Source organism: Rickettsia montanensis str. OSU 85-930 (assembly GCF_000284175.1).
GTDB lineage: Bacteria > Pseudomonadota > Alphaproteobacteria > Rickettsiales > Rickettsiaceae > Rickettsia > Rickettsia rickettsii.
In genome coordinates this window covers 763,048-788,321 of record NC_017043.1, presented here as the reverse complement: position 1 = coordinate 788,321, position 25,274 = coordinate 763,048, and the positions used below count along the sequence as shown (strand labels likewise).

The following is a 25,274-nucleotide window of genomic DNA, read 5'->3' as shown; positions in this document are numbered from 1 at the left end:
TCTATGACATTTCCTAATATCAATCCAATTATTTTCTCTATAGGTCCACTTGCTATCTCTTGGTATTCTCTTTCATATGTAATAGGAATTTTGCTAGGCTGGTTCTATGCAAATAAAATTATAGAAAAATTTAAGCCTCAAATTACCAAAAAAAATCTAGAAGATTTCATTACTTATGCCGTTATAGGTATAATAGTCGGAGGCAGACTAGGGTTTGTTCTATTATATAACCCTTCTAGATATTTTTCAAATCCAATAGATATCTTAAAAACTTATGAAGGCGGGATGTCTTTCCATGGCGGAGCTTTAGGGGTGATTATTGCTGCTTATTTGTTTTGCCGAAAATATAAAATTAATTTTTTAAGTCTCACGGATATAATAGCCCCTGTAGTACCTATCGGATTATTTTTAGGTAGAATCGCTAATTTTATTAACGGCGAACTATACGGACGTATTACAAATTCTTCTTTTGGTATGATTTTTCCGAATAGCGATTTGATGCCAAGACATCCTAGTCAATTATATGAAGCTTTTTTTGAAGGTTTAGTATTATTTAGTATCTTAGCATATGCAACATTTAAGCACAAAACTCTTAAAAAGTGCGGTTTAAACTTAGGAATATTTTTAACATTTTACGGTCTTTTCCGAATCACTATTGAAATATTTAGAGAACCCGACATACAAATCGGGTTTATTTTAGATAACTTAACTATGGGACAAATTTTATCTGTACCTATGTTACTTTTAGGAAGTTATTTAATATGTCAATCGAATCCAAAATAAGACAATTAATTGATCAAAACGGTTATATTACTTGCGATGTCCTCATGCAGGAGGTATTAAACTTAAATCCTACTTCCTATTATAAGCAAGTAAAATCATTGGCTAGCGAAGGTGACTTTGTTACGGCTCCTGAAATTTCACAGCTATTCGGTGAAATTATCGGCTTATGGTGTATCAGAGAGTGGCAAAGAATTGGCTGCCCAAAAAGTCTTAGTTTAGTAGAGCTTGGTCCTGGTCGAGGTCTATTAATGCGTGATTTACTACGTACTGCAAAATTAGTACCGGAATTTTATAAAGCTTTATCAATTGAACTAATAGAAATTAATAAAAATTTTATTGCTCATCAAAAGGCTAATTTACAAGATATTAATTTACCGATTAGTCATCAATCATTTGTAGAAGATATACCAAAAAAACCTACTATAATAATAGCTAACGAATTCTTTGATGCTATACCGATAAAGCAATATATTAAAGTCAAGGAATTATGGTATGAAAGAATATTTGTAGTGCAGCCGGTAGACGAAAGAATTAAATACGATAAAATAAGCGTTAATAAGCAATTACAAGAATATCTGCTGCGTACTCATATTGAAGCAAAAGACGGGGCAGTACTTGAAGAATCTTATAAATCGATAGAAATTATAAAATTTATAGCGCAGCATCTAAAAAGACTAAGCGGCAGTGGCTTAATAATAGATTACGGCTATGATATAGCTCCGAATGGTAGAACTAGATATCAATATAATCAAACATTACAAGCGGTTAAAAACCATAAATATTGCCCCATCCTTGAAAATCTTGGAGAAGCTGATTTATCGGCACATGTGGATTTTTATGCATTAAAGACGGTAGCTAAAAACAACAAAATAAACGTAATAGATACAATATCGCAACGAGATTTTTTAATAGAAAACGGAATCTTATTACGCAAACAAACATTGCAAGACAAGCTTAATGATAGACATCTTTCCAAATTCGCTTATAGAGAGGAATTTAAAGGAGACACGAAACGCAGCACCGCAGCATACACTTTAGTACGTGAGGATGCAAGTATCGGATCGACGTATAAATTACCTCTAGAAGTAGAGTTTGGAAAGATGTCTGAGCAGGCACAAATAATAGAAAGACAGGTAGAAAGACTAATATCACCGAAACAAATGGGAGAATTATTTAAAGTATTACAAATTATGAATTAATTTAGGTTTTGTGGATATTTCAGCATGGCTTCAAATTCTTTTATACGCTCTTCGGTTTTTCCTGTAAGACACATAAGCAGTATAATTGGATATACGGAACCGCCATAAACTCCAAAACTTCGAAATTCACAATCAGCATCTCGGTACTTAATCCATAAATTTTGGGACTTTTTAAGTAAATTAACTTGTTCTTGTTTGTCTGAAATATGTTTTAATATTTCTTGGTATATTTGATTTAGTTTCTTATCAACTTTCTTATATTCTGCAGCGACACAATAATTCATGTCACCTTGTGTCAACAGAAAATAATTGCTTTTTTCATTATTTTATCATTTTTAAAAATAATTAATTAAGAATCACACACCGTGACGTTCTGCAATTAAACTTTTTATTTTACCGATAGCTTTAGCAGGATTTAAGCCTTTCGGGCAGGTCTTAGTACAGTTCATAATCGTATGACAACGGTAAAGCTTAAATGGGTCTTCTAAAGCTTCAAGACGTTCACCGGTATTATCATCCCTTGAATCGGCAATCCATCTATATGCTTGTAGTAAAATCGCAGGACCCAAATATTTATCACCGTTCCACCAATAGCTAGGACAAGAAGTAGAACAGCAAGCACATAATATACACTCATATAAACCGTCAAGCTTTTCTCGGTCTTTAATCGACTGTAACCTTTCAGAGTTTGAAGGGGTAGGACCATCGGTTTTGAGCCAAGGTTCTATAGATTCGTATTGTGCATAAAAATGCGACATATCAGGTACTAAATCTTTCACTACTTTCATATGAGGAAGCGGATAGATTTTGATATCACCTGATATATCTTCTATTGGTTTTATGCATGCTAAAGTATTTGTACCGTCAATATTCATTGCACAACTACCGCAAATTCCTTCCCGACAAGAACGCCTAAAAGTTAAAGTAGAATCGATTTCGTTTTTGATTTTAATTAAAGCATCTAAAACCATCGGTCCAGTTTTGCTTAAATCTATCTCAAAACTATCTATAGTAGGATTCTCATCAAGATCAGGATCATACCTATAAATTTTTATCTTTCTAGGTTTAAGCATTTCCTCTTGTTCTTTATGCTCTCTACCTTTTTTTACTACTGAATTTGGCGGTAACCTTAACTCTGCCATTTAAGTACTCTCTTAAAATTTGTTTTTTAGAACTATACAAAATAATTAGCTAATTCACAATCTTTCATACCTATTACGTGGATGACATTAATGTCTCTAGGTTGCCATGCTACTTACAGTTACTCACAAGGTATTGCCAGCGTGGGTACCGCAGTACTTGTGAGCGACGTAGCCAATTTTTGAAGTTGCTATTATGCTGATAAAGTGAATGACCAAAAGGGCTGTAAATCCTTTCACCTTGACCGCCTTTATTAACTTGACCAATCCTAATTGGCTTTAATTGCTTTTCAACCGGTGTTTTATCTAGAATAACATCATCTCTATTAATATATAAGTTTTTATCAACATCCTGTGCTAAAATATCATTAAGAAAAATCCTTTCATAAGACTCTTCCGGTTTTACATATTTGAGTGTATATTCACTACTAAAATCTTTTCGTAAACAAACAAAATAAACTCTTTCTCTTTGTTTGCGGTATTCCAAATAATAAAGCATTTAACACATTGCTATATACTTTATAGCCAATCTCATCTAATTTTTGGTCTATAGTTTCAATTACGCTGCCATTATTAATATTCAAAATATTTTTAACATTCTCAAGTTAATAATATATAGGGTTTGTGATATTGTGCTATTCTGATTATTTCATACAAGAGTCTACATCTCCTATACCAAGCCTCTTACCTGAAATACTAAAAGATTGGCAAGGAAAACCGGCACATAAAATATCATGTTTAGGGATTTTGGTTTCTGATATTTCCGTAATATCACCGTATGACTTATCACCGAAATTTCTTTTATATGCTTCTTGTACGTCTTTGTCTATATCAGAAGAAAAAACACACTCAAGACCCTTTATTTCCAAGGCTTTTCTAAAACCACCGATACCACAAAATAAATCCATAAATTTATACATAAATTATACTACTAAACTTAGGAAGCGGAATTTTCTTTTTTAGCTTTAGTTGTTTTTGTTTTCTCAGGTGATTTTTCTTTATCTATTTTTATAGTAGATGAATCATTAAAAGGAAATTTATTCTCCTCTTCTGAATCTAAAGCTCTACCACTAAGTAAATTTTTAATTTGCTGACCGGACAATGTCTCATATTCAATTAAAGCATTTGCTAAGGTATGAAGTTGATCTATATGTTTTGTTAAAATATCTTTTGCAAATTCATATCCTTGCGTAATAATTCTTTTAACTTCAGCATCAATTAACTCTGCAGTAGCTTCCGAGGTTTCATTATTAGGTTGTCTACCATACATATCGTCACCACTTGAACCGTGAAATATCGGTCCTATTAAATCACTTAAACCTGCTTTTGTAACCATCGCTCTTGCAATATTAGTTGCACCTTTTATATCCGACGAAGCTCCTGAGGTAACTTTATTTCTACCGAAAATAATTTCCTCCGCTACTCTTCCTGCCATATAAACTGCTATAGATGATTCCATCTGTTCACGATTCTGAGAATATTCATCAGTTTCAGGAAGTCTTTGCACCATCCCAAGAGCATTACCACGCGGTATAATCGTAGCCTTATGAATAGGTGATGCTGCAGGACAATAAAGTCCTACTAATGCATGTCCGCCTTCATGATATGCAGTCAACCTTTTTTCTTTCTCCGACATTGCAATAGAGCGACGTGCAACTCCCATCAGCACCTTATCTTTTGCCTCTTCCATGTCGTGCATATCTACCTCTTTCTTACCAAGCCTTGCAGCAATAAGAGCAGCTTCATTAACTAAGTTAGCAAGTTCAGCACCGGAAAAGCCCGGGGTACCGCGAGCAATAATTCGTGCTAGTACCGTACTATTATATTTAATTTTCTTTAAATGTACTTTTAGAATTTGCTCACGACCGTTTATATCAGGGTTTGCAACGGCAATTTGACGATCAAACCTACCGGGACGCAGTAATGCACGATCAAGAACGTCAGGACGGTTTGTAGCTGCAATGATCACAACCCCCTCGTTTGCTTCAAATCCATCCATTTCGACTAACATTTGGTTTAAGGTTTGCTCACGTTCATCATTGCCGCCACCCATACCGATACCTCTATGGCGACCTACCGCATCAATTTCATCGATAAAGATAATACAAGGAGCATTACGTTTACCCTGTTCAAACATGTCACGCACACGGCTTGCACCGACACCTACAAACATTTCAACAAAATCAGAGCCGGATATGCTAAAAAACGGAACATTAGCCTCACCTGCAATTGCTTTAGCAAGAAGTGTCTTACCGGTTCCGGGAGGACCTATAAGTAAGCAGCCTTTCGGTATTTTACCGCCAAGCTTTTGGAACTTGCTTGGATCTCTTAAAAAATCTACTATTTCAGTTAATTCTTCTTTTGCTTCATCGATACCTGCTACATCTTTAAAGGTAATTTTTGGTCCTTTATCTGATAGCAACCTAGCTTTAGATTTTCCAAACCCCATGGCTTTCCCGCCTCCATGCATTTGACGCATGAAAAAAACCCAAACACCTATCAATAAAAGCATAGGAAACCAAGAAATTAAAAAGCCTAAAAAGGTATTCATTCTTGTTTCAAGAGGCACTACTTCAATATTAACGTCATTGCTAGTAAGACGATTTACTAAATCAGGATAATCAGGAGCATAAGTGTTAAAAGTAGAGCCGTCATTTGAAGTGCCTTCAATTACTCTACCCTGAATTTTTACCGAATTAACGGTCTTTTCATCAACTCGTGTTAAAAAATCCGAGAAAGTTATATTATTTCTTCCACCAAGTAAACCATCAGATTGGAACACATTAAAAAGTAATATTACAAAAACAAAAAGTACTGCCCAAGCTAAAATACTTCTACCTTGATTATTCATCGATATAAAACCTAATAAAAATTTTTATTGGTATAAGAGGTCTGTAAATAAATTTTAATTAGTAGTTAAAATTTATTTACAAATAACCTCTTAAATACCGGTGTTAGCAAAAATGGGTGAAACGAGATACAAAATTTGGAGCAAAAGATACTTCAAAGTTCCACATGTCGTTATCATAATATGATATATGTGGTATTGCTATAACTTTTTCAAGTATTTTAATAATAGGTAAGGTCAATAAAACTGCATTGTGGTTTTTGCAGGATAGATTTTTCAAAGGTTCTAAATCTAATTGTTTCTTTATCATTTTATAATCTTCTAACGATAGATGAGTTACAAAACAATTTGGAGTTTCTTGATTTTTTGTGATACAAAATCTATTATCCCAAATAACGGATTTATCTAGTAATATTTTACTCTCAGGTAATTTTTTGCCGAATTCCCTGTATATAAGTAACTCGTTTTGTATACGCTTAATTATACAGCCATGAAGTGTATTCTTAAAGTTTACGTCTTGAGTAATTAATTTCAAAATAGGTTCTACCGAATAAAAACGAGCTGCTCTAGATTGTCCACTAATTATTATCAGTAAAAAATTAATTATTTGTACTTTCACCTCATTTGAAAACTTATCAAATTTAACTAAATCAAGAAAAGCAAAGCCATATTCAAAAATCTTGACCGCTTCAGCTATCGCCGATATTAATTCAGGCTTAAACTCGTTTTCTATAAGTTTGTTGATTTTAAGTTGTTGTGAGATTATTGCGGCTTTAGACATCTTTCCAAACTTCGCTTCTAGAGGTAATTTATACGTCGATCCGATACTTGCATCCTCACGTACTAAAGTGTATGCTGCGGTGCTGCGTTCCGTGTCTCCTTTAAATTCCTCTCTATACTCTCTATAAGTTAGTTTGGAAAGATGTCTAATATAATCTGCGCCTTTAGCTAATTTTTGCCTAATAACATTTCGTCTATATTTATCAGATGAATTTGACTCATCTTCAAACCATTTTATATTATGACTGACTAAATATTCTACTAATTCACTTTTTGGAATATTATATAGCGGTCTAATTATTTGTATATTATTATACCAATTGATATTACTGTTACTAAGTCCAAATATACCGCTATTACGCTCTAATCTTAAACAAAAATTTTCTACGTAATCATCTTCATGGTGAGCAGTTAAAAGTACTAATATATCGAGTTCTAAACACAAATTTGTCATCAAATCATAGCGTCCTTCTCTTGCTCTTTCTTGTAAATTGGAAAAATTATTTTGATGGTCAAAAGATAAACTATAATGCTTGCGATTTAGACTATTACTGATATTTTGGATATAATGGGTCTCTTGCTTCGATTGTTCCCGTAAGTTATGATCAACCGATATAACAAATAATTCTATATTATTTTTTTCTGCCCAAATATTAGCAAGATAAAGAAGTGCTACCGAATCGCTCCCACCAGATACTGCAATCGATATTTTAGATAAGCCAAAATTACCTATTAGATTATTGATATTATACTCAAATTTTTCATATAGCATGGTTGAAAAATGTTAGTATTGTAAAGTGTTTGGATATTGTGGTCAAACGTAGTAGTATGTCATTTCCGCGTAGGCGGGACGTTGTTGCATGGCTCTTATGTCATTCCTGCGAAAGCAGAAATCCAGAAAAAAAGTATAAATACAGCAAATTTTTGAAATTAAAAGCCCGATTTATCTCGCTTTATGCTGGATGCCCACCTACGCGGGAATGACACCGAACAAGTTTCTCAATCCATACAACAATGCTCTGCTTTTGCAATGGTAACAAAAAACCACACAATTAGATGATAAAGAAAATTTATGCTGACTCAGCTAAATCTTCTGAAGTTTCAGTCTTTTGCTCGCGTAAATAATCTTGTGCTTCTGATTCTGATCTTGCAACAATAACCGTAACTATAGCATTAAGCTCTGCATGGAGTCTTATTTCAACTGTATAAATTCCGGTAGATTTAATTTGTTTATCAAGAATAATATTTGAATGAGAAATATTATAAAATACATTTTTAGATAATTTATCGGCTATTTCTTTACTAGTAACCGAACCGAAAAGTTTACCGTCATCTGATGTTTGACGGATAAAAACTAATTTTTGATCTTTAATAAGAGCATTAATTTTTTCTACTTCTTCTCTTATTTGCTTATCTTTTGCTTCAAATTCGTGTTTTTGTTTAACTATTAGCTCTTTATTAGGCTCAGTAGCTCTAATAGCTAATTTTTGCGGTAAAAGATAATTACGACCAAACCCGTCTGCTACTTTGAGTATGTCGCCAATTTTACCTAATTTTCTTACGGGTTTTATTAATATAACTTCCATGTATTATGCCTTTATTTAGCTTGAAATACAAAAGGTAATAACGCTAAAATTCTTGCAATTTTAATAGCATTATTTAGCTTTCTTTGTTTCTTTGCACAAACATTTGTGATCCTGCTTGGTAACATTCTACCGCCTTCAGAGACAAACTTTATTAAGAGCTCAGGATTTTTATAATCAATAACAGGTGCATTAGGCACAGAAAGAGGACATCCTTTACGTCTTCTAAAAAATACTTTTTTAGCAGTTTTATCTCCTACCTTGCGAGCAGCTGTTTCACTAGCATTATTACTTTTTAACATTCTTTAACCTTAATTCTTACAAATTTAATTATTAATCGTTACGTCAATTACCGGAATATTCTCTGTACTCTGATTTTTTAATATCGGTGAAGGTTCACTACTAATTGCATCTGCTTGAATTGTAAGAAATCTAATGATATTTTCGTTAAGCTTCATTTTTCTTTCTAGCTCTTCTTTTACATTACCAGTAATATCTAGACCTAAAAAATAATAATGTCCTTTTTTGTTATTACCGATTTTGTAAGCTAAAGTTCTTAACCCCCAATATTCTCTTTTTATGATAGTGCCATTATTATCTTTAATAATTTTAGCAAAATCATCAACGATTTTATCTATATCGTTTAATGATACGTCTTGGCGTATAATAAAAACTGATTCATAAAAGCTCATGATATACAAGAATCTCCAACAAACAAACTTTAAAATAAAGCTACTTATAGCAACTAAAACTATTAAATTCAAGTATTATCTTTAAAAAATTATTATTTCTTTGTTTCTTTTTGTAAAAAGTTTGCTATAAACCCTAATAAATTAGAAAATTATTACAAAAATTTTTAATTATTTACTAAATATTAATGAAGATTAATTCAGTGTTTGATAAGCTATTGCCTGAAGTTTTAATTATAGAAGAAAAAAATAAAAAAAGTGTTAATATTTCTTTAAGTAATGATATAGAGAGAACAGGATTTAATATAATGAGGGCTTCAACTCTAGAAAAAGCATTAACTTATTTTTTTAGTCAGCCGCTTACTATCATGATTATTAGTGCAGAATTACAAGAAAATCCTTTAATAGCAGTAAATAAACGTTAGAAAAATTAATAAATTTTCTAAAACGCCTACAATATTTTGATTATCAAACAAACAATTAAATTTAACAGAAATAGACGATAACGTGCTATTTTTTTATAAACCCTTCTTATCTGAGCAAATAGTAGGTACTTTAAAGAGCTTATTGAGACGTTCCAAGTCAGTTGTACAAGATAATATTATTAAATTTAAGAATCTAAATATTGATAAATACTGAAAAAGTATACAAAGACGGACTGAATATTCGTCTAGGTCCTACTGAGTTTAAAATTTTACGACTTTTTTTTCAGGTTCCAAATGAAGTATTTTCGCGTCAAGAAATAATAAAATATTTATGGGAAAGTGAAGAGACCTTTAATGAATGTCTCATAGATGTTCATATAAATAGGATTTAGAGAGGCTAGGGAAAAACAATTTAATTATTACAACCTTTCGTTTTATCGGTTATTGTCTAAATAAGGATAACTAGAATTTTATTGTTAAAATTTTCTTTGTATTTATGCATTAAGTATGTTAGTATCTACTAATATTTATGTATAATGTAATTAAGATTTCATTCGTTGCCAATTTATATATTTTATAACTAAAAACTATAAATTTTATGTTAAGTAAACTAAATAAGCCCGCTTTATTTGCTTTAATATTTTATCCTATTTTTATTATATCTCTTGTAGTTAAATATTCGTTTGATTATGGAATAGGGCTAACTGAAGTTATTTTTATAATTGCTAGTTATTATATTAATAATATTACCGTTGGGATCGGTTTGCATAGGTTATGGTCTCATAATGCCTATAAAATAAATAAATATGCCGAGTTTGTCTTAATTATGCTGTCTGCAGGAACATTACAAGGACCGGCTTTATCTTGGGCATCGAATCATTATAAACATCATAGATATACGGATCAAGATCAAGATCCGCATACTCCTTTAAAATTTGATAATAAATTTTTAGGTTTTATGTGGTCTCATATAGGATGGATGCTAGTCGGGAGCGGTAGCTATAAGTCTATTGATCGCATTACTTGGGCTAAGCACGGGAAAAACAATTTATTAAAATGGCAGCTAAAATATTATTGGCAAGTAGCAGCTTTTATGAATATTGTCGTGCCTTTATTTATCGGTTACTTAGTCGGCGGTACTATACAATCGGCATATGCAGGATTTTTATTTATGGGGCTCGGTAGATTCCTACAGCAGCAAGCAACCTTCTGCGTTAATTCTTTATGCCACTTTGCCGGTAGTAAAAAATATTACAAAGGCACTGCCGGAGATATTTGGTGGATGGCATTATTCTTACTCGGTGAAAATTGGCATAATTACCATCATGCTTTTCCTTCAGATTATCGTAACGGTACAAAATGGTATCATTTTGACGTTCACAAATGGATAATATTTTTAATGAGTAAAATCGGTTTAGCTTCAGAACTTGAACGTACTACAAAAGTACGTATACAGGCAAAAATGCAAGAAACTTTAAGCTATCTTAGTGAAAAACAAAAGCAAAAATTGACTTTAATGCAAACTAAAATAGATCATTTATTAGAAAATCTATGCTTAAAAATTAAAGAGCTTGAAGAATCATCTATTACTATTAAAGAGCAATTTAAAAAATCTTTTGTAGAAATACAAGAATCACTTAAAAATTTAGCAGAGCAAGTAAGTTCTGCAACGCAAATAACAGGAAAACCTTCGGAAAAACTATTAAAAATAGTTAATAAAAAAATTATTGATGCCGAACAATCTATTTATAAGCTGTATAATCAATTAAATACCTTAAAGGTATCTAATATAGGTATTATTAAATAAGATATCGTGATTGCAAGCGGGTTATGTCATTCCCGCGTAGGCGGGAATGACATCGGTATCCACGTGGGCAACACCTTCTCACAATGACGCAAACTATCATTTTTTACTTAACAACGACTCTAATTAGTTTTAATTTGAATGATAAAAATTTTAGGTATAGAATCAAGCTGTGATGATACAGCTGTTTCTATAATCACCGAAAATCGAGAAATCTTATCTAATATAATCATTTCACAAAATACAGAACATGCAGTTTTTGGAGGGGTAGTACCTGAAATTGCTGCACGTTCTCACTTATCTCATCTAGATAAAGCATTAAAAAATGTTTTAAAAGAAAGCAACACTAAATTAACGGACATTAGTACAATTGCCGCAACTTCCGGTCCAGGTTTAATCGGCGGTGTTATAGTTGGCTCAATGTTTGCAAGATCGCTAAGCAGTGCTTTAAAAAAACCCTTTATTGCAATTAATCATTTAGAAGGTCATGCCTTAACCGCAAGACTAACCGATAATATTCCTTATCCTTATTTACTCTTGTTAGCTTCGGGCGGACATTGCCAATTTGTAGCAGTTTTAGGTCTCGGAAAATATAAAATACTAGGATCTACTATAGATGATGCCGTAGGCGAAGCCTTTGACAAGGTAGCCAAGATGCTAAACTTAGCTTTTCCCGGAGGACCTGAAATTGAGAAAAGAGCAAAACTTGGCGATCCTCATAAATATAAATTTCCAAAACCTATAATTAACAGCGGTAATTGCAATATGTCCTTTTCAGGGCTCAAAACTGCCGTGCGTACTTTAATAATGAATTTAAAGGAAATTAATGACACTGTAATCAATGGTATAGCGGCAAGTTTTCAATTTACTATAGGAGAAATTCTAAGTAGTAAGGTACAAGATGCTATTAGAGCATATGAACAAATAACAAATAATTTTGATAAGAAGAATATAGTTATTGCCGGCGGTGTCGCTGCTAATAAATATTTACAAGAAATATTAAGTAGTTGTGCTAAAACATATGGTTATCGGCTTATTTATCCACCTATCCACTTATGCACCGATAATGCTGCAATGATTGCATATGCAGGACTTGAGCGTTACAATAATAAGTTATTTACTCCTTTGAATTTCTGTCCAAAAGCTAGGTGGAGTTTAGAGGATATTAGTAATTAAAATTTATTTACTGATATCCTCTAAGAAGAAATATAATTTTTTAATATTGACACTTCTTAATTTAGTAGTATGATATGTAATTACCATGAAATATGGCAATTACATATATAAAAAAGAGGTAAGTTTATGAGCAATAGCAATTATGAAAACATATACAAAGCATTTAATTGTTTTTCAGAAGCAGCCAATTCTGCCTATTCAGCCGTAAATACTTTTTTAGAACTACCTAATGTATTTAATAAATATCCTACTGTTATTTCTTTAATTTTTTCTAAAACAGCAAAATTAGACTCTAATATAACCAATACAATTAAAAACTGTGTTATTATATATGAGATATCAATAACCTTAATAGGGGCCGTAAATACTTTTTATAAAGATAAAAAACTAGTCGATAAAATATTAAAAGACGGACAGAATGCTATTGATAAGCTTATTGAAACAACAACCTATTTATCGCCAATAGTTACAGATATTACAAATTCTTACTTAGTTGATCCGTATAAAGAAGAAAAAGCACTATTATTTGACTTACAAATTCCTAACTCTACTAGTAGTGATTATTATAAATTATCAGGTACTGAAAGTATAACATTAACTGAAATTGAATGTTATCAATACTAATTTATAGAATTTTTTTATTACTTTTTCTAGATGACCATACTCCTTTTAGTTGTGGTCTTGTTGCATTGCTCGTTTTGTGTCATTCCCGCTTCCGCGGGAATGACATCAAGCGCGTTTTTTGAGCCATACAACAAATCTTTTAATAGCCCACAATGACAAAATCAATAATTATTAGACAGTGCCTTTAACAAGAATAGTGGATTATGCGATAATTCGTTATTCGGAAAAAATTAATCAACTCATTGTTACCTTCAATTCTTTATCCTTTGCATTTATTTTAACCGTTTTACCGCTACTTATTTCGCCTGCTAAAATCATTTTGGCTAAATTATTTTGTATTTCCCGCTGGATAAGGCGTTTTAAGGGTCTTGCTCCAAAGCTTGGATCATAACCTTTTTCGGCTAAATAATTTAAGGCAGATTCATCAAATTCAAGAATAATATTTTGTGCTAGTAAAATTTTCTTTAAGCTTTCAAGCTGTATCTTAACTATATCATGAATATTATTACGATTTAGGCGATGGAATAATATAATCTCGTCTAGTCTGTTTAAAAACTCGGGTTTAAATACTGCTTTTACATATTCCATAACCTCATCCTTTACTTTATATATATCTTCGTCCTCTTTCTGATTAACGAGTATCTCAGCACCTAAATTAGACGTTAAAACTATTATAGTATTCTTAAAATCAACCGTTATACCTTGACTATCTGTTAATCTTCCCTCATCAAGTATTTGCAGCATAATATTAAATATGTCGGGATGGGCTTTTTCAACCTCATCAAATAATATTACCTGATAAGGACGGCGTCTTACTGCCTCCGTCAACACCCCGCCTTGATCATATCCGATATAGCCGGGAGGAGCTCCTATCAGGCGAGAAATAGCGTGCTTCTCCATATATTCCGACATATCTATACGAAGTATTGCATTACGGTCATCAAAAAGAAAACCAGCTAAGGCTTTGGTAAGCTCGGTTTTACCGACTCCGGTCGGTCCTAAGAATAAGAACGAACCAAGCGGGCGGTTAATATCTTGAATCCCTGCACGTGATCTTCTTACCGCATCACTAACACCTTTAATTGCCTCATCCTGCCCTATTACCGATTCTCGTAATTTCTGCTCCATCACAAGCAGACGCTCACGTTCACTTGATAGCATCGTATCAATTGGAATACCAGTAATACGAGAGATAATACTTGCTATATCGCTTTCCGATACAATTTCTTTTAACAGCCCTTTATTATCCATACTTTCGGCTTCCTGAATCTTTTTCATAATCTCAGGTATAATTCCGTATTTTAGCTCACTAGCTTTAGCGAGATTAGCATCACGTTCGGCACGTTCAAGCTCGTTTCGGCTACGGTCTAGTTCTTCTTTGAGCTTTTGTGTTTGCTGTAGTTTAGACTTTTCAGCTTGCCATTTAGCTCCCATATCATAGGATTTAGACTCTAATTTTTCTAATTCTGTAGTTAAATGCTCTATTTTCTTTTTAGAATGCTCGTCATTTTCTTTTTTAAGTGCTGCAAGCTCTATTTTTATCTGAATAATACGACGGTCCAGCTCATCAAGCTCTTCTGGTTTACTTGATAGCTCTATTTTCATACGGCTACAAGCTTCATCAATCAAATCAATAGCTTTATCAGGTAAATAACGATCGGTAATATAACGGTTTGATAACGTCGCTGCTGCAACTATTGCACTATCGGAAATTCGCACTGCATGATGCAGCTCATATTTTTCTTTAATTCCTCTAAGTATTGATATAGTATCCTCAACCGTCGGCTCACTCACGTAAACAGGCTGAAAACGACGAGCAAGTGCTGCATCTTTCTCGATATATTTACGATATTCATCTAGAGTAGTAGCACCGATACAATGCAGCTCACCACGAGCAAGCATCGGCTTTAGTAAATTCGAGGCATCCATAGCACCGTCGGTTTTTCCCGTACCGACTAATAGATGCAATTCATCGATAAATAAAATAATTTCACCGCTTGATTCTTTGATTTCGCTAAGCACTGCTTTAAGACGCTCTTCAAATTCGCCTCGATATTTAGCTCCCGCTATTAAAGCTCCCATATCAAGCTCAATAATACGACAATTAATAAGCGATTCAGGTACGTCCTTACTAAATATTCGTTGTGCAAGCCCCTCTATTATAGCAGTTTTACCGACTCCAGGTTCGCCGATCAATACAGGATTATTTTTCATACGTCGTGATAGTACCTGCACCGTTCTTCTTATTTCTTCATCACGCCCGATTATCGGGTCAAGCTTACCGCTTTCGGCAAGCTCTGTTACGTCTCTGCCGTATTTCTTTAGAGCATCGTAACTATTTTCTGCCGATTCGGTATCTGCTTTTTTGCCTTTACGAAGCTGTAAAATAGCTGCTACTATTTTTTTATTATTAATTCCATTATTCGTTAAAATTTTACCGGCTATAGTATTATCATAAGTTAATGCTTCAAATATACGCTCTATGGTTACAAAGCTATCCCCACTGTCTTTAGCAATGCTACTAGCTTTTTCTAAAACTTTAAGAGCTTCAGCAGAAGAATAAACTTGTCCCCCTCCCTCAACCTGAACTTTTGGGATTTTATTTAGTTCTAGCTGAACTTGATCTTTTAATAAGTTTATATTACCGCCGGTATTATTAATAAGGGTTTGAATTATACCTGTTTCTTCACTTAAAAGACTAGATAATAAATGCAAAGGTAATATTTGCTGATGATCATTTTTAGCAGCAAGTGATTGGCTACTAGCTATCACTGATTTAGCATGTGCAGTAAATTTATCAATATTCATATAAATAACATATTTTAATTAATAAAATTAAATATTTTTAACTAGACTATTTTTATATAATAATTTTTAATTAAAATAACAAGAGATGCACAACTACATATAGACTTTTATAATGCTTTCATCATTAAAAAAACAATTTGATAACGATAAGGAGTTTTTATTAAATCATACAAAAGAATTTTTAACCACACCCGGAGTAGGCGTTACTTTAGAAACAAATAGAGCTAAAATTGAAGAAGCTATTGAAAAAGACAGCTTTACCGAGGCATTACAGGGCTTAGCAATTTTACGTCATAAGAAAACCGGTATAAAGCTTACTAAAATTGAAGGGAAAAATGGTGAAACTCCAATATTAATACGTGACGGTCGTAACAATCCCAATGAAAAAATTGTTTTAGGCACTAAAGCTTTTGAAATGCAATATTTAAATGCTATCAGAGGAGCGATAGACACAGCAAAGGGCGAAAATAAACCTGAGCTTGTGCTGAAATTAAATAAAGAAGCAGTAAAATTTATTAATAGTTTTAATACTTTGAATATGGAAAAATCACAAGAAAATATCTCAAAAAATATGCAAGCTGAAATTGACAGTGTTGCTGAATTGCTAGGAAAAAATGGTATTAAAAATGCTCATAAAAAATTAAATGTTGCTAAAGATTTTCAAAATTTCAATGATGAACATTGTAATATAGTAACTTTGTCAAAAGTCATCAATGATGAGGGAAAAGAGCATATTGTAGTCGAAGCGGAAGTAGCTTTTAAAGGCTTGACAGAAGAACAAAAGCAAGAATATCAAAATAGAGACGGTAAAAACTGGTATAATGTAATGCCTGCATTGGAGAGGAAGCTTGTTGATCAGTATACTGATACAATTTAAAACGGTAGGCATATTATCCCAACCCAGTTACGACAAATTTTTGGCATGAAAAACGCCTTTGAGAAAATTGGGGCAATAACCGACAAAGATGGTAAAAATTTTGAAACATTGCTTACATCTAAACATGCAGGTACATTAGCCTCAATTTCAAATGATATAGATTCTAGACAAAAAATTACCGACTTAAATGCACGCCAAGCCCAAGAATGGCTTGAAGACGGCGTTACTCTTCATACTAATACATTAAACTCAGGCCCTATAGGAGCTGGCAATGATCCCACAATTGTTGATCAGACAAAAAAATCTATGGAAAATGTTGGTGGGAAAAATACTAATACTCCTCTTAATTTATTTCGGCTTATAGGAATAACAAATAACTTTGCAGGAGTGAGAAGGAATTGATGAATTAAAAGCACATATTAAACCTAGAAGCAAATTTGAACGTTTTTTTAGGATAAATAAACCTAAAGGAAATGCAGCAGAAATAATTAACAATGCAAATTTAACGGATCAGGAAAAAGAAATATTAAAAAAAGCTGTAACATTAAGAAAAAATATTGAGCAAGCAGATATTCCTTTTAGAGTATCCTTCGAGACAAAACTTCCTTTTATATCTTTTGATAAAGAAAATATTAATCTAAATATATCAGATGTCTTAAGTAATTTAACAGCGAAAATAAGACAAAATAAACAAAAAACTAAAGCCACTAGTTTAATAAATTTACCTCAGGAAGAAATATTAACAATGTGTGCTAGCGGTAAAGACAGAGAAGGGCTTAATGAACATAATAAAATATCTCAAGCAGTATCAAAATATACCGGTATAAAAAGAACAGACATCGATAAACAATTACTTAAAAACTGTCATATTGCTCAGCAAGCAGGTAGTATTTATGCAGGCGGTGCAACAATAGGTTGTTACGGCACTAAAAAAGAAAATAAAAGAGTCATTCCCAAAAGTAGAAAAGAAACACTTGCTGCTATAATGGCATTAACTGCTAAAACTAATAAAATTGAAGACAAAAAAAAGATGGATGAAGAATATGAAAAAAAAATCACCCTAGAGAATCTATCGCAATACGCAGTGATAGGAAAGTTGTTAAACCGTTAACTAAATCGGTATCACAGCTTAAACCAAGTATAACCCCACCGGTTAAATTTAATAAAAGTCAAAATATAGGTATGGAGAAATAATGTCAGAACTTGCAGTTGTAACAGACGGTACTAGAGGAATAGGTAAAGCTACCATTTTAGAATTAAAAAATAAGGGTCTTACGGTAGTTGCTAATTTTTTCAGCAATTACGACGCTGCTAAAGAAATGGAAGAAAAATACGGTATAAAAACCAAACGCTGGAATGTTGCGGATTTTGAAGAATGTAGAAAAGCAGTAAAGGAAATTGAAGAGGAGTTTGAAAAACCGGTAAGTATTCTTGTAAATAATACCGGTATTACCAAAGATAAAATGCTACATAGAATGAGTCATCAAGATTGGAATGATGTGATTAACGTTAATCTCAATTCCTGCCTTAATATGTCTAGTAGCATAATGGAGCAGATGCGAAACCAAGATTACGGTCGTATAGTAAATATCAGTTCAATTAATGCTCAAGCAGGGCAGGTTGGGCCGACTAATTACTCTGCTGCTAAAGCCGGAATTATCGGCTTTACTAAGGCCCTTGCTCGTGAAACTGCTTCTAAAAATATCACCGTTAACTGTATAGCTCCAGGGCATATTGCAACCGAAATGGTAGGAGCAGTACCCGAAGACGTGCTTGTTAAAATTATTAATAGTATCCCCAAAAAAAAGACTAGGACAGCCGGAAGAAATAGCTAGAGCCGTGGTATTTTTAGTTGATGAAAATGCCGGATTTATAACAGGTGAGACTATTTCTATCAACGGCAGCCATAATATGATTTAAACAATTAACTAATAATAGATTAGAATATGAAAGAGATCGTAAACCAATTAATCTCTAAAGGAAGAGAACTTTTAAGTAAAAATGAATATAAAGAAGCACTTAATATATTTTAAACAATATAAAGGTTTTCTACATATCTATTATTATAAAGGCATCACTTACTTGTGTTGGGGAGAGTATTATAATAATGTTGAACAAACAGACCTTTACCTTAAGGCAGTAGCTTCATTACGACAAGCAGCTCTATATACATCTAAACCTAAAGATACTGATTTTTTATTAGGAAAAGCTCTTTATAAAGCAGGCAAATTAAGCAAAGCTGGTACTGTACTTAACAAATATATATCTTGTCCAGAGAATGAGGAAGAATTTCAGGAAATTCTCAGTCAAATAACTCCAGAACTTAATAAAACTACTAATTCACCGATGTTATCGAGAGATAGTAGTCAATTAACTTCTTTTCATAATAAAGATTCGCATGATATAATAGAAGTGAGTCAAACATTAAATGCATTAATAAGCATAATAGCTAAACATGACCACGATATAGCTCGACATGCACAAGCAATTGCAGATATAAAAAAATGTTACAATCTGCAAATGTTGGGTATGCAGATATAAACAACCAAATTAAAGAATTGAAAGTCATTAACCCTACATTAGAAGAATATTATAAATGTTTTAATATGGCTTTACACAATGTATGTATTGCTGCTAGTGCTGTAAGTAGCGGCCTAGTAGTTCCCCTGATGCAGGGCATTTGGAACGTATGAGTGCCTCTTCTCTTATAAAATGGGTTTGTTATCTTGGCGACATAGCAGCGTCCGGTTTTTTAAATTCTATTGCCACTACTCTAATAGCAGTTCTGCATGATGCCGGTGATAATATGTTTCACTCTAAGGAAGAAAAAAAGCTAGTAGATGTACTTACTAAATTTTGTAAAATGATTAATAAACAATCTAATATAACAGTACCTGTAGGACAAGATCTACAGAGATTAGCTTTACTTTTTGCTAATTTAAGGAGTGTAGAAATCAAAAAAAATAATGAAACAGATTTCAGTAATTTCTTTACGACTAAATTGCCAATGCAAAATAAATTGTTTCGTTATGATACCAATAATACCAAAGAAATGAATAGTAATCCTATTCCTATGGAAAAATTAGCGTTTCAAGATGCTATTTCTTTGATTAGTTATATGTATCATCATGCAGAGGATATATTAAAGAGTTTTAAATCGTTGTTAAATCAAATTTTAACTACTACAAAAGAAGGATTAAGCACATCATGGGATGATATAAAGAAAACTACTCCCGGCAATGTAGAGTACGATTTATGGCAAATGGAAAAGCAAGTACCTGAATCTGAAATAATAACTGAGAAAGCAAAAAGCGGACAGCTGCGAAGTATAAAGATATCTTGCTTTTCGGTTGATTGCTCAAAGCCACTTTTGAAAAAAAATAGCGATTTCTTCAACCGGCATCAGAAGAGGAGTTGAAGATTTTCTTAATCAAAAATAAAAAATATTTTGCTGATAAATTTACTGAAGAAGAACAAGGTTGTTTTGTCTTGTTCTTAGCATATAAAATATTTAGATATGGTAATAAGGTATGTCTCGAATATTTTAGCGAGCAACAGCCGGAGCTAATTACAAAAATTTTCGATGATTATCCTCATTTATTTTTTAGGAGAGAGGCAATTAACATATGTATTAAAAATGAAGATGGTAGACAAAAAGCATTAGATGCAATAAAATTAAAATCGTCAGATAAACTTTTTAAAGATTGCTTTGATACAGTATTTCCCTAAGGTAGATGTTGTTTTAAACCTTATATTTGAAGAAGAACCTAAACCAAAGCAACGTACCTAATGAACCTGAGCTTGTATTTAACTTAGAGCTCATACCTTTAAATATAGACGAAAATGATGATGTACTACCAACAGGTAATGTAGAAAATAACCACTAAATTTTTAAAATGACTAGCATATATCACATTCTTGACCGTGTTCCTGCCATTTATAAGCAGGACATGGAAATAGAGTATGAGCATTTGGCTATGCAATTAATTAAGTCCGGTAAATTACGGATAGATACCGATGATTGCTGCAATTTTGCAAGGTTTACCGAACCTGCTCTTAATATAAGCTTAATGGTTAGTCAAGAAGAGCTAACAAGCCCGCATTTAATCCCTGAAACTACCAAGCTTTTTCAAAATTTATACAGAAATTCCGCTTCAGATCAAAAAATAAAATCAATTTTCGATAATTTAAAAAAGCAAATACAAAAGCTACAGCCGGTTAAGAAAGAAGTAACCGAAATGCTAGCACGTATTTTTGTTCAGTCGGCTCACCCGATTGTAATAAGGTGGCTTCTTCTTAATAAGACGGAAGTATTTCTTACCTACTCACATAATATCGGCGATATGACGGATATGGTTAGCTGGCAACGAGTAGGCGGTAATAGCGGTATGCAAAGCACTAACGCTATTTTTGTTTCATGCGGCGGTAATCCTTTTGCTGAAAACAATAAAGATCATCCGACTTACGGCAACGGCTTTGCTGCAGCAGCAAGACTTCAGATTATCGCAGCCCAAGAGCTTGGGCATTTTGCCGATATAAAAAGAGATGATAAAGGCAGGCAAATAACTCGTCATTCGGCTAATTTTTCCGGTACTAAAGCTACCGATAAAGTACGAATTGCTAGAAAAAATGACATAATACATTGTCATAATTTGCTGAGTAAGCTCCTTAAAGCAGGTATGAAAAAGCAATTAGATTATGAAACAAAACTTAAATTTTATAATGCAAATAAAGTTAGCGGCTTAAAAGTTTATGCTATAAAATTCATGATTTTTATATATAAATTTCGGCTTTTAAATTATAGCAGTAGGAATAATCTAATATTTGTAAGAAAATTTAAAACCGATGAATATATGGCATTAATGATTGATGCTATGTTTAAAGATATGCAAGCTAATTTATCACCGGCAGCTGACGTGTATAAAAATAAAAACCCTGAAATTGAAGAAGCGATAGCCTGCATTGAAGCCTTAGCAAGAGTACCGCAACAAGCCGTAAAATGGGGATATTTAACTACCAAAGAAACTATGCATGACCTTTATAAAATATATTATAACGAGGTTATACCTTCTTTAATTACTAGCTATAATGCTGTCACCGGTGAAAATTATCAACGTGATTTTAAAAAGCCAAAAAGTAATTTCTTTTCTAAAATCAATATCTTTAGTAACAAAAAGTTAGTACTAAAACCGGTTAGGGAATTATGAGTATACTGATGTGAAATGAAGAATGGTAGACGAAGATTAACTTCAAAAAGAGCAAGGAATTCACAAGGCGATGAGGCATTGCTGCATGGATATTGTTGCGTGGATATTGTTTTTTCGTCATTGCGAGGAAAATTACAAAGTAATTTGACGAAGCAACCTCAGGAGTTTGTTATTATTTCATGAGATTGCCACGCAGCCTACGGCTGCTCGCAATGACGATTTGGTATCCCGCACAAGAATGATATTTTTAGAACAATATCTTTAACTTTAATGAACCTTGGTGGCTAGTATATTTGCTGCGTAAATTACAGTTATACGTTGCAAGTAGCTCAATATTCTTATGAGCGGTAAGTAAACTTGCACCTACATTATAGCCGACTTTCGGTGTGCTGCTACTTGTAGTGTTCTTAAAGTAATTATCTGCTCAAATAAATCTAGCTTTTACCTTAGGTTGCTTATTGCTAAAGCTATTTTCTACGGAAGCATGTAGTCCCGGTACTATTTGAGTATCGTTTGATAATCTCTTAGGAGCGGTTAATTTTATGCCTGCAATCCCTGTAGTTAAGTTACCGGACTTACCAGCGACATACATACTATTCACACCTGTACCGGTTTCGGTATAAGCATTATCTTTATATGATTATATCTAATACCGATATTAGACATTAAATTTATACCGTCCATGGCAGAGAATTGATAACCGACATTACCCTCAAAACCATAAGCTTTGCTTGTATATTTACCGCTAGCCGTTTTATAGCTATTAAGTCCGACCGGCCTTAAGTCCTTTTTGTTGATTTTACTGTTTTGCTGAAAATATTTCTTGTAATATAAGGCCATTACTAAATTGTTGTTGACCGTATAGAGAAATAATATCGCTTTCTGCCGATAATTTATCACCAGTGCTTGAACCTTTAAACTTAAAGTCAGAGTTCATACGGCTATATGCAATACCGACAAGACTATTTTCCCTGATGTAAAGCTCACCGCCGATCGTGCCGCCGGATACCGTGCCTTTATAGCTAGGATTACCTTTATATGCATCTTGATTACTTGAACCGAAAGTACCGGCAACCCATAATCCTTTTTTAGTAATTATATGGTTTGCTTCATCACCTGCTGCAACGGCTATCATAGTACCACCTGATAAGTGATTATTAATATTAGTAATTACTGCTTCAGTTGTAACATTTGCTACACTAACCGATCTTGTTCCTTGCTCGTTAAATGCTCTACTACTTTTTTTGCATTATCAGGTGCAACTTGAGCTAAGTTTGCTACGAATAATAAGGATTGTTCTTGTTTTGTTTTACTCACTACAACAGTATCATCATTAGCTACTTCTTTAAGCTCAGCTTTATTATTTACTAATTCCTTAGCAAGCTCTACAGCGTGTTTTTCAGGATTTTGCATAACAAGTGCAGATTTTTCTCTAATCACTTCTTTCTGTGCTTCCGTTACAAAAGTATTTTCCGTATGGACAACGATAGTATTATTGATTGCCTCAGCTAATTTTTGCGACTCAGGTTTTTTAACATATTCCTCTGCTACTCTTATTTCGTTAGCTTGACGTTGCTGATATTCCGCTTGCAGTCTTTACTCTTCTATTCTTCTATTATTTTCTTCAACCACTGCTCTTTCGTTAGCCTCTTATTGTGCTAATCTTTCATTTTCATTTCTTCTTTCTTCTTGCCATTGCTGAGCGTGCAGTCTTTGCTGTTCAGCTCTTTCGTTAACGCTGAACTTGAGCTTGTGCTTGTTGCTGTGCTTGTGCATCTGCCGGTACTACTAAACCGACCAGGTTAGCTTGTGTCTCTGCATCAACTTGATCTTGTCTAGCTTGAACCAATTCTAGAACTATATTATCAATGGGTTATTGTATCTCTACTTTGTCTAGCTTGTCCATCTCGCTGCAGTACTGCAATTTGTGCCGGTACTTCTCTTTGTGCATTTGTTAAGTCCAGCTGTACTACTACAAACGGAGCGTTACAAATATCAAATAAAGCTTGCTGTGCTCGATTTTGTTCCCCTATATCGGTTCCTGCACGTGCAGCATTTAATCGTTGCTGTGTATCTGCTAATTGTTGCGGATTCTCGGCTTGTATTCGTGCTAGTGCATTCTGTGCTTGCTTTAACCTTAAGTTTTCTCTGTCTACTTGTTGTACTTACCGCTTTCTCCTAAAGCATTTATAGTAATATTGCCTTCAAGTACTACATCGCCGGTAAGAATTACGTTACGTCTAAGATCGAATGTCGAGCCGTTAATGTTAGCATTACCGTTAATTGTAATGTCCTGCGTGCGAACATTATAAGTCCCCGAATCAAAATTAGTTTGTCTAGAATGAATATCATTATGCAATTTGTGTTCATGATTACCTTCAAACGTCACTTTAGAAACTTGTTTGGTTTGTGAGCCGATTTCATAAATATCAGGAGTCTTTACGCAAGTTACCTCTCCTCTCATAGTTTTAGCAGTAGTAATATTACCGGTAAAATCTTTATTAACCCTTACCTTCCCAAAACTTATAAACTCTAAATTCCCTGTATCTATTACACCGCCATTGCGATGTTTCATATCAACTTCTTCTTTAAATACAAGCTCAATAGATTTAACGGCACTAATATAATTACCAGTAATGGTTAGCTCAGAACCTGTTCCATTACCACTTGTAAGCTTTAGCTTTGCTTTTGCATTATTATTGGCTCCATATGCAAGAGGTGCTCCTAAAGCATTTTGAACTGCCCTTTGAGTTTGCGGATTGTCAACGTTTGGGCAAAATTAATCCTATGGTTATTTTCTGCGATAATAATATTGTCATTATCTTGCGGAAGATAATGGGATTTCATCGTACCTATATTAGAAGATGGATTTCCCGCCGGAATAATATCCGCCGCAAAGCATCCCATGCTTGCAAGTAGCCCGATACTACTGGTTGCTAGTAAAAGTTTATTAAAAAAAGTTTTTTTCTTATTAGTCATAATTTCCCCTATAACTTATTGCTTTTAATGATTTTACCACTTAACTTATCGGTCATTATACACTATTCATTTACGACACACAATAATTAGTTAATAAATTCACTATTAGTTAATATTTATTAATTATTTACAATGGCGTGATTTATGAAATTTAAGGGAAATAGGCTAGTTTAATGAAAGGTAGGGGTTATGGTGTTTGTTTGGTAGGTAATCGTCATTGCGAGCAGGCATTGCCCGCGTGGATCAGTTTTCCGTTGTCATACCGTGGTCAAGCCACGGGATGACGACACCGAGTGCGTTTTTCGATCCGCACAACAATGTCGTAATTTCCTCGCAATGACGTCAAAATAACA

Annotated in this window: 26 protein-coding genes and 5 pseudogenes; 15 read left to right on the top strand and 16 right to left on the bottom strand. The window is 33.3% G+C overall.

The features are described 5' to 3' along the window. The first annotated feature begins 3 nt into the window (after positions 1 to 3). Entirely contained in the window at positions 4 to 783 is a 780-nt protein-coding gene (gene lgt / locus MCI_RS04355) for a prolipoprotein diacylglyceryl transferase (RefSeq protein WP_014409819.1), read from the top strand. Next, complete coding sequence (locus MCI_RS04350) at positions 762 to 1,982, top strand: class I SAM-dependent methyltransferase (RefSeq protein ID WP_014409818.1); 1,221 nt, start codon at positions 762 to 764, stop codon at positions 1,980 to 1,982. Before lgt ends, MCI_RS04350 begins: the two co-directional genes overlap by 22 nt. Here the strand turns inward: MCI_RS04350 and MCI_RS04345 are convergent. The 9 genes and pseudogenes from MCI_RS04345 to rpsF all read right to left on the bottom strand — a co-directional run bounded on the left by MCI_RS04345 (position 1,979) and on the right by rpsF (position 9,024). Further along, positions 1,979 to 2,281 (bottom strand): lysozyme inhibitor LprI family protein, encoded by a 303-nt coding sequence (locus MCI_RS04345; protein WP_014409817.1) that lies wholly within the window; start codon positions 2,279 to 2,281, stop codon positions 1,979 to 1,981. The genes MCI_RS04350 and MCI_RS04345 overlap by 4 nt on opposite strands. A 57-nt stretch (positions 2,282 to 2,338) precedes the next feature. Beyond that, complete coding sequence (locus tag MCI_RS04340; protein ID WP_014409816.1) at positions 2,339 to 3,124, bottom strand: succinate dehydrogenase iron-sulfur subunit; 786 nt, start codon at positions 3,122 to 3,124, stop codon at positions 2,339 to 2,341. A gap of 109 nt (positions 3,125 to 3,233) precedes the next feature. Next, a complete protein-coding gene (locus MCI_RS09905; RefSeq protein WP_232202633.1) occupies positions 3,234 to 3,608 on the bottom strand; it encodes a DNA methyltransferase in 375 nt (124 codons plus the stop codon). Beyond that, a pseudogene (dcm, locus tag MCI_RS09900) lies at positions 3,550 to 3,990 on the bottom strand (DNA (cytosine-5-)-methyltransferase). The gene MCI_RS09905 and the pseudogene dcm overlap by 59 nt, the downstream one beginning before the upstream one ends. Before the next feature lie 68 nt (positions 3,991 to 4,058). Further along, positions 4,059 to 5,972, bottom strand: a complete 1,914-nt coding sequence (gene ftsH / locus MCI_RS04325; protein ID WP_014409813.1) for an ATP-dependent zinc metalloprotease FtsH — start codon at positions 5,970 to 5,972, stop codon at positions 4,059 to 4,061. 103 nt (positions 5,973 to 6,075) lie between these two features. Then, positions 6,076 to 7,521, bottom strand: a complete 1,446-nt coding sequence (tilS, locus tag MCI_RS04320; RefSeq protein WP_014409812.1) for a tRNA lysidine(34) synthetase TilS — start codon at positions 7,519 to 7,521, stop codon at positions 6,076 to 6,078. 298 nt (positions 7,522 to 7,819) lie between these two features. Continuing rightward, on the bottom strand, positions 7,820 to 8,335 hold the full coding sequence (gene rplI, locus MCI_RS04315; RefSeq protein WP_014409811.1) for a 50S ribosomal protein L9: 516 nt from the start codon (positions 8,333 to 8,335) through the stop codon (positions 7,820 to 7,822). 11 nt (positions 8,336 to 8,346) lie between these two features. After that, entirely contained in the window at positions 8,347 to 8,634 is a 288-nt protein-coding gene (gene rpsR / locus MCI_RS04310; protein ID WP_014120459.1) for a 30S ribosomal protein S18, read from the bottom strand. Positions 8,635 to 8,658: 24 nt separating this feature from the next. After that, entirely contained in the window at positions 8,659 to 9,024 is a 366-nt protein-coding gene (gene rpsF, locus MCI_RS04305; protein WP_014409810.1) for a 30S ribosomal protein S6, read from the bottom strand. Positions 9,025 to 9,209: 185 nt separating this feature from the next. Here rpsF and MCI_RS04300 point away from each other — a divergent pair, with 185 nt between their 5' ends. The 5 genes from MCI_RS04300 to MCI_RS04280 all read left to right on the top strand — a co-directional run bounded on the left by MCI_RS04300 (position 9,210) and on the right by MCI_RS04280 (position 13,050). Continuing rightward, positions 9,210 to 9,446 (top strand): hypothetical protein, encoded by a 237-nt coding sequence (locus MCI_RS04300; protein ID WP_041404116.1) that lies wholly within the window; start codon positions 9,210 to 9,212, stop codon positions 9,444 to 9,446. Between the two features lie 200 nt (positions 9,447 to 9,646). Then, positions 9,647 to 9,838: a winged helix-turn-helix domain-containing protein gene (locus tag MCI_RS09895; protein WP_014409808.1), complete on the top strand. Its 192-nt coding sequence runs from the start codon at positions 9,647 to 9,649 to the stop codon at positions 9,836 to 9,838. Between the two features lie 206 nt (positions 9,839 to 10,044). Further along, a complete protein-coding gene (locus MCI_RS04290; protein WP_014409807.1) occupies positions 10,045 to 11,253 on the top strand; it encodes a fatty acid desaturase in 1,209 nt (402 codons plus the stop codon). A 138-nt stretch (positions 11,254 to 11,391) separates the two neighbouring features. Then, the gene (tsaD, locus tag MCI_RS04285) at positions 11,392 to 12,426 is read left to right on the top strand and encodes a tRNA (adenosine(37)-N6)-threonylcarbamoyltransferase complex transferase subunit TsaD (RefSeq protein WP_014409806.1); all 1,035 of its coding nucleotides are present in this window, start codon (positions 11,392 to 11,394) and stop codon (positions 12,424 to 12,426) included. A gap of 126 nt (positions 12,427 to 12,552) precedes the next feature. Continuing rightward, complete coding sequence (locus MCI_RS04280) at positions 12,553 to 13,050, top strand: DUF5424 family protein (RefSeq protein ID WP_014409805.1); 498 nt, start codon at positions 12,553 to 12,555, stop codon at positions 13,048 to 13,050. A gap of 234 nt (positions 13,051 to 13,284) precedes the next feature. Here the strand turns inward: MCI_RS04280 and clpB are convergent, their stop codons facing one another. Then, positions 13,285 to 15,858, bottom strand: coding sequence for an ATP-dependent chaperone ClpB (gene clpB / locus MCI_RS04275; protein WP_014409804.1), 2,574 nt, complete (start codon positions 15,856 to 15,858; stop codon positions 13,285 to 13,287). A gap of 112 nt (positions 15,859 to 15,970) precedes the next feature. Here clpB and MCI_RS09890 point away from each other — a divergent pair, with 112 nt between their 5' ends. The 8 genes and pseudogenes from MCI_RS09890 to MCI_RS04220 all read left to right on the top strand — a co-directional run bounded on the left by MCI_RS09890 (position 15,971) and on the right by MCI_RS04220 (position 21,942). Further along, entirely contained in the window at positions 15,971 to 16,735 is a 765-nt protein-coding gene (locus MCI_RS09890) for a hypothetical protein (protein ID WP_232202632.1), read from the top strand. Positions 16,736 to 16,780: 45 nt separating this feature from the next. Then, positions 16,781 to 17,137, top strand: a complete 357-nt coding sequence (locus MCI_RS09040) for a hypothetical protein (protein ID WP_232202631.1) — start codon at positions 16,781 to 16,783, stop codon at positions 17,135 to 17,137. Positions 17,138 to 17,480: 343 nt separating this feature from the next. Further along, positions 17,481 to 17,846 (top strand): hypothetical protein, encoded by a 366-nt coding sequence (locus MCI_RS09885; RefSeq protein WP_232202630.1) that lies wholly within the window; start codon positions 17,481 to 17,483, stop codon positions 17,844 to 17,846. An 82-nt stretch (positions 17,847 to 17,928) separates the two neighbouring features. Beyond that, positions 17,929 to 18,655: pseudogene (locus MCI_RS04255) on the top strand (SDR family oxidoreductase). A 426-nt stretch (positions 18,656 to 19,081) separates the two neighbouring features. Further along, positions 19,082 to 19,276 carry a hypothetical protein gene (locus MCI_RS04240; RefSeq protein WP_041404115.1) on the top strand — a complete coding sequence of 65 codons (195 nt, stop codon included), beginning with the start codon at positions 19,082 to 19,084 and terminating at the stop codon, positions 19,274 to 19,276. Positions 19,277 to 19,424: 148 nt separating this feature from the next. Beyond that, complete coding sequence (locus tag MCI_RS07025; RefSeq protein ID WP_014409800.1) at positions 19,425 to 20,153, top strand: hypothetical protein; 729 nt, start codon at positions 19,425 to 19,427, stop codon at positions 20,151 to 20,153. Then, positions 20,116 to 20,622 (top strand): annotated as a pseudogene (locus MCI_RS04225) (hypothetical protein). The gene MCI_RS07025 and the pseudogene MCI_RS04225 overlap by 38 nt, the downstream one beginning before the upstream one ends. A gap of 9 nt (positions 20,623 to 20,631) precedes the next feature. Beyond that, positions 20,632 to 21,942: a DUF2748 family protein gene (locus tag MCI_RS04220; protein WP_014409798.1), complete on the top strand. Its 1,311-nt coding sequence runs from the start codon at positions 20,632 to 20,634 to the stop codon at positions 21,940 to 21,942. Positions 21,943 to 22,189: 247 nt separating this feature from the next. On the opposite strand, the pseudogene MCI_RS04215 reads toward MCI_RS04220, so the two are convergent. The 6 genes and pseudogenes from MCI_RS04215 to MCI_RS08570 form a co-directional block, all read right to left on the bottom strand. Beyond that, positions 22,190 to 22,534, bottom strand: a pseudogene (locus tag MCI_RS04215) (autotransporter domain-containing protein). Positions 22,535 to 22,539: 5 nt separating this feature from the next. After that, positions 22,540 to 22,782: an autotransporter outer membrane beta-barrel domain-containing protein gene (locus MCI_RS09880; protein WP_232202629.1), complete on the bottom strand. Its 243-nt coding sequence runs from the start codon at positions 22,780 to 22,782 to the stop codon at positions 22,540 to 22,542. Beyond that, positions 22,742 to 23,077, bottom strand: a complete 336-nt coding sequence (locus MCI_RS09875; RefSeq protein WP_232202628.1) for an autotransporter outer membrane beta-barrel domain-containing protein — start codon at positions 23,075 to 23,077, stop codon at positions 22,742 to 22,744. The genes MCI_RS09880 and MCI_RS09875 overlap by 41 nt, the downstream gene beginning before the upstream one ends. A gap of 59 nt (positions 23,078 to 23,136) precedes the next feature. Beyond that, positions 23,137 to 23,382: a hypothetical protein gene (locus tag MCI_RS09870; protein ID WP_232202627.1), complete on the bottom strand. Its 246-nt coding sequence runs from the start codon at positions 23,380 to 23,382 to the stop codon at positions 23,137 to 23,139. A gap of 727 nt (positions 23,383 to 24,109) precedes the next feature. Then, positions 24,110 to 24,712 (bottom strand): annotated as a pseudogene (locus tag MCI_RS07800) (hypothetical protein); the annotation flags it as partial. Continuing rightward, positions 24,667 to 24,921, bottom strand: a complete 255-nt coding sequence (locus tag MCI_RS08570) for a hypothetical protein (protein WP_014409796.1) — start codon at positions 24,919 to 24,921, stop codon at positions 24,667 to 24,669. The pseudogene MCI_RS07800 and the gene MCI_RS08570, both read right to left, overlap by 46 nt. Between the last annotated feature and the right edge of the window lie 353 nt (positions 24,922 to 25,274).

Coding starts and splice junctions, on each gene's coding strand:
- lgt (WP_014409819.1), top strand. CDS start 4: ATGACATTTCCTAATATCAATCCAATTATTTTCTCTATAGGTCCACTT.
- MCI_RS04350 (WP_014409818.1), top strand. CDS start 762: ATGTCAATCGAATCCAAAATAAGACAATTAATTGATCAAAACGGTTAT.
- MCI_RS04340 (WP_014409816.1), bottom strand. CDS start 3,124: ATGGCAGAGTTAAGGTTACCGCCAAATTCAGTAGTAAAAAAAGGTAGA.
- ftsH (WP_014409813.1), bottom strand. CDS start 5,972: ATGAATAATCAAGGTAGAAGTATTTTAGCTTGGGCAGTACTTTTTGTT.
- tilS (WP_014409812.1), bottom strand. CDS start 7,521: ATGCTATATGAAAAATTTGAGTATAATATCAATAATCTAATAGGTAAT.
- rplI (WP_014409811.1), bottom strand. CDS start 8,335: ATGGAAGTTATATTAATAAAACCCGTAAGAAAATTAGGTAAAATTGGC.
- rpsR (WP_014120459.1), bottom strand. CDS start 8,634: ATGTTAAAAAGTAATAATGCTAGTGAAACAGCTGCTCGCAAGGTAGGA.
- rpsF (WP_014409810.1), bottom strand. CDS start 9,024: ATGAGCTTTTATGAATCAGTTTTTATTATACGCCAAGACGTATCATTA.
- MCI_RS04300 (WP_041404116.1), top strand. CDS start 9,210: ATGAAGATTAATTCAGTGTTTGATAAGCTATTGCCTGAAGTTTTAATT.
- MCI_RS04290 (WP_014409807.1), top strand. CDS start 10,045: ATGTTAAGTAAACTAAATAAGCCCGCTTTATTTGCTTTAATATTTTAT.
- tsaD (WP_014409806.1), top strand. CDS start 11,392: ATGATAAAAATTTTAGGTATAGAATCAAGCTGTGATGATACAGCTGTT.
- MCI_RS04280 (WP_014409805.1), top strand. CDS start 12,553: ATGAGCAATAGCAATTATGAAAACATATACAAAGCATTTAATTGTTTT.
- clpB (WP_014409804.1), bottom strand. CDS start 15,858: ATGAATATTGATAAATTTACTGCACATGCTAAATCAGTGATAGCTAGT.
- MCI_RS09890 (WP_232202632.1), top strand. CDS start 15,971: ATGCTTTCATCATTAAAAAAACAATTTGATAACGATAAGGAGTTTTTA.
- MCI_RS09040 (WP_232202631.1), top strand. CDS start 16,781: ATGAAAAACGCCTTTGAGAAAATTGGGGCAATAACCGACAAAGATGGT.
- MCI_RS09885 (WP_232202630.1), top strand. CDS start 17,481: ATGTGTGCTAGCGGTAAAGACAGAGAAGGGCTTAATGAACATAATAAA.
- MCI_RS04240 (WP_041404115.1), top strand. CDS start 19,082: ATGTTATCGAGAGATAGTAGTCAATTAACTTCTTTTCATAATAAAGAT.
- MCI_RS07025 (WP_014409800.1), top strand. CDS start 19,425: ATGAGTGCCTCTTCTCTTATAAAATGGGTTTGTTATCTTGGCGACATA.
- MCI_RS04220 (WP_014409798.1), top strand. CDS start 20,632: ATGACTAGCATATATCACATTCTTGACCGTGTTCCTGCCATTTATAAG.
- MCI_RS09880 (WP_232202629.1), bottom strand. CDS start 22,782: ATGGCCTTATATTACAAGAAATATTTTCAGCAAAACAGTAAAATCAAC.
- MCI_RS09875 (WP_232202628.1), bottom strand. CDS start 23,077: ATGATAGCCGTTGCAGCAGGTGATGAAGCAAACCATATAATTACTAAA.
- MCI_RS08570 (WP_014409796.1), bottom strand. CDS start 24,921: ATGACTAATAAGAAAAAAACTTTTTTTAATAAACTTTTACTAGCAACC.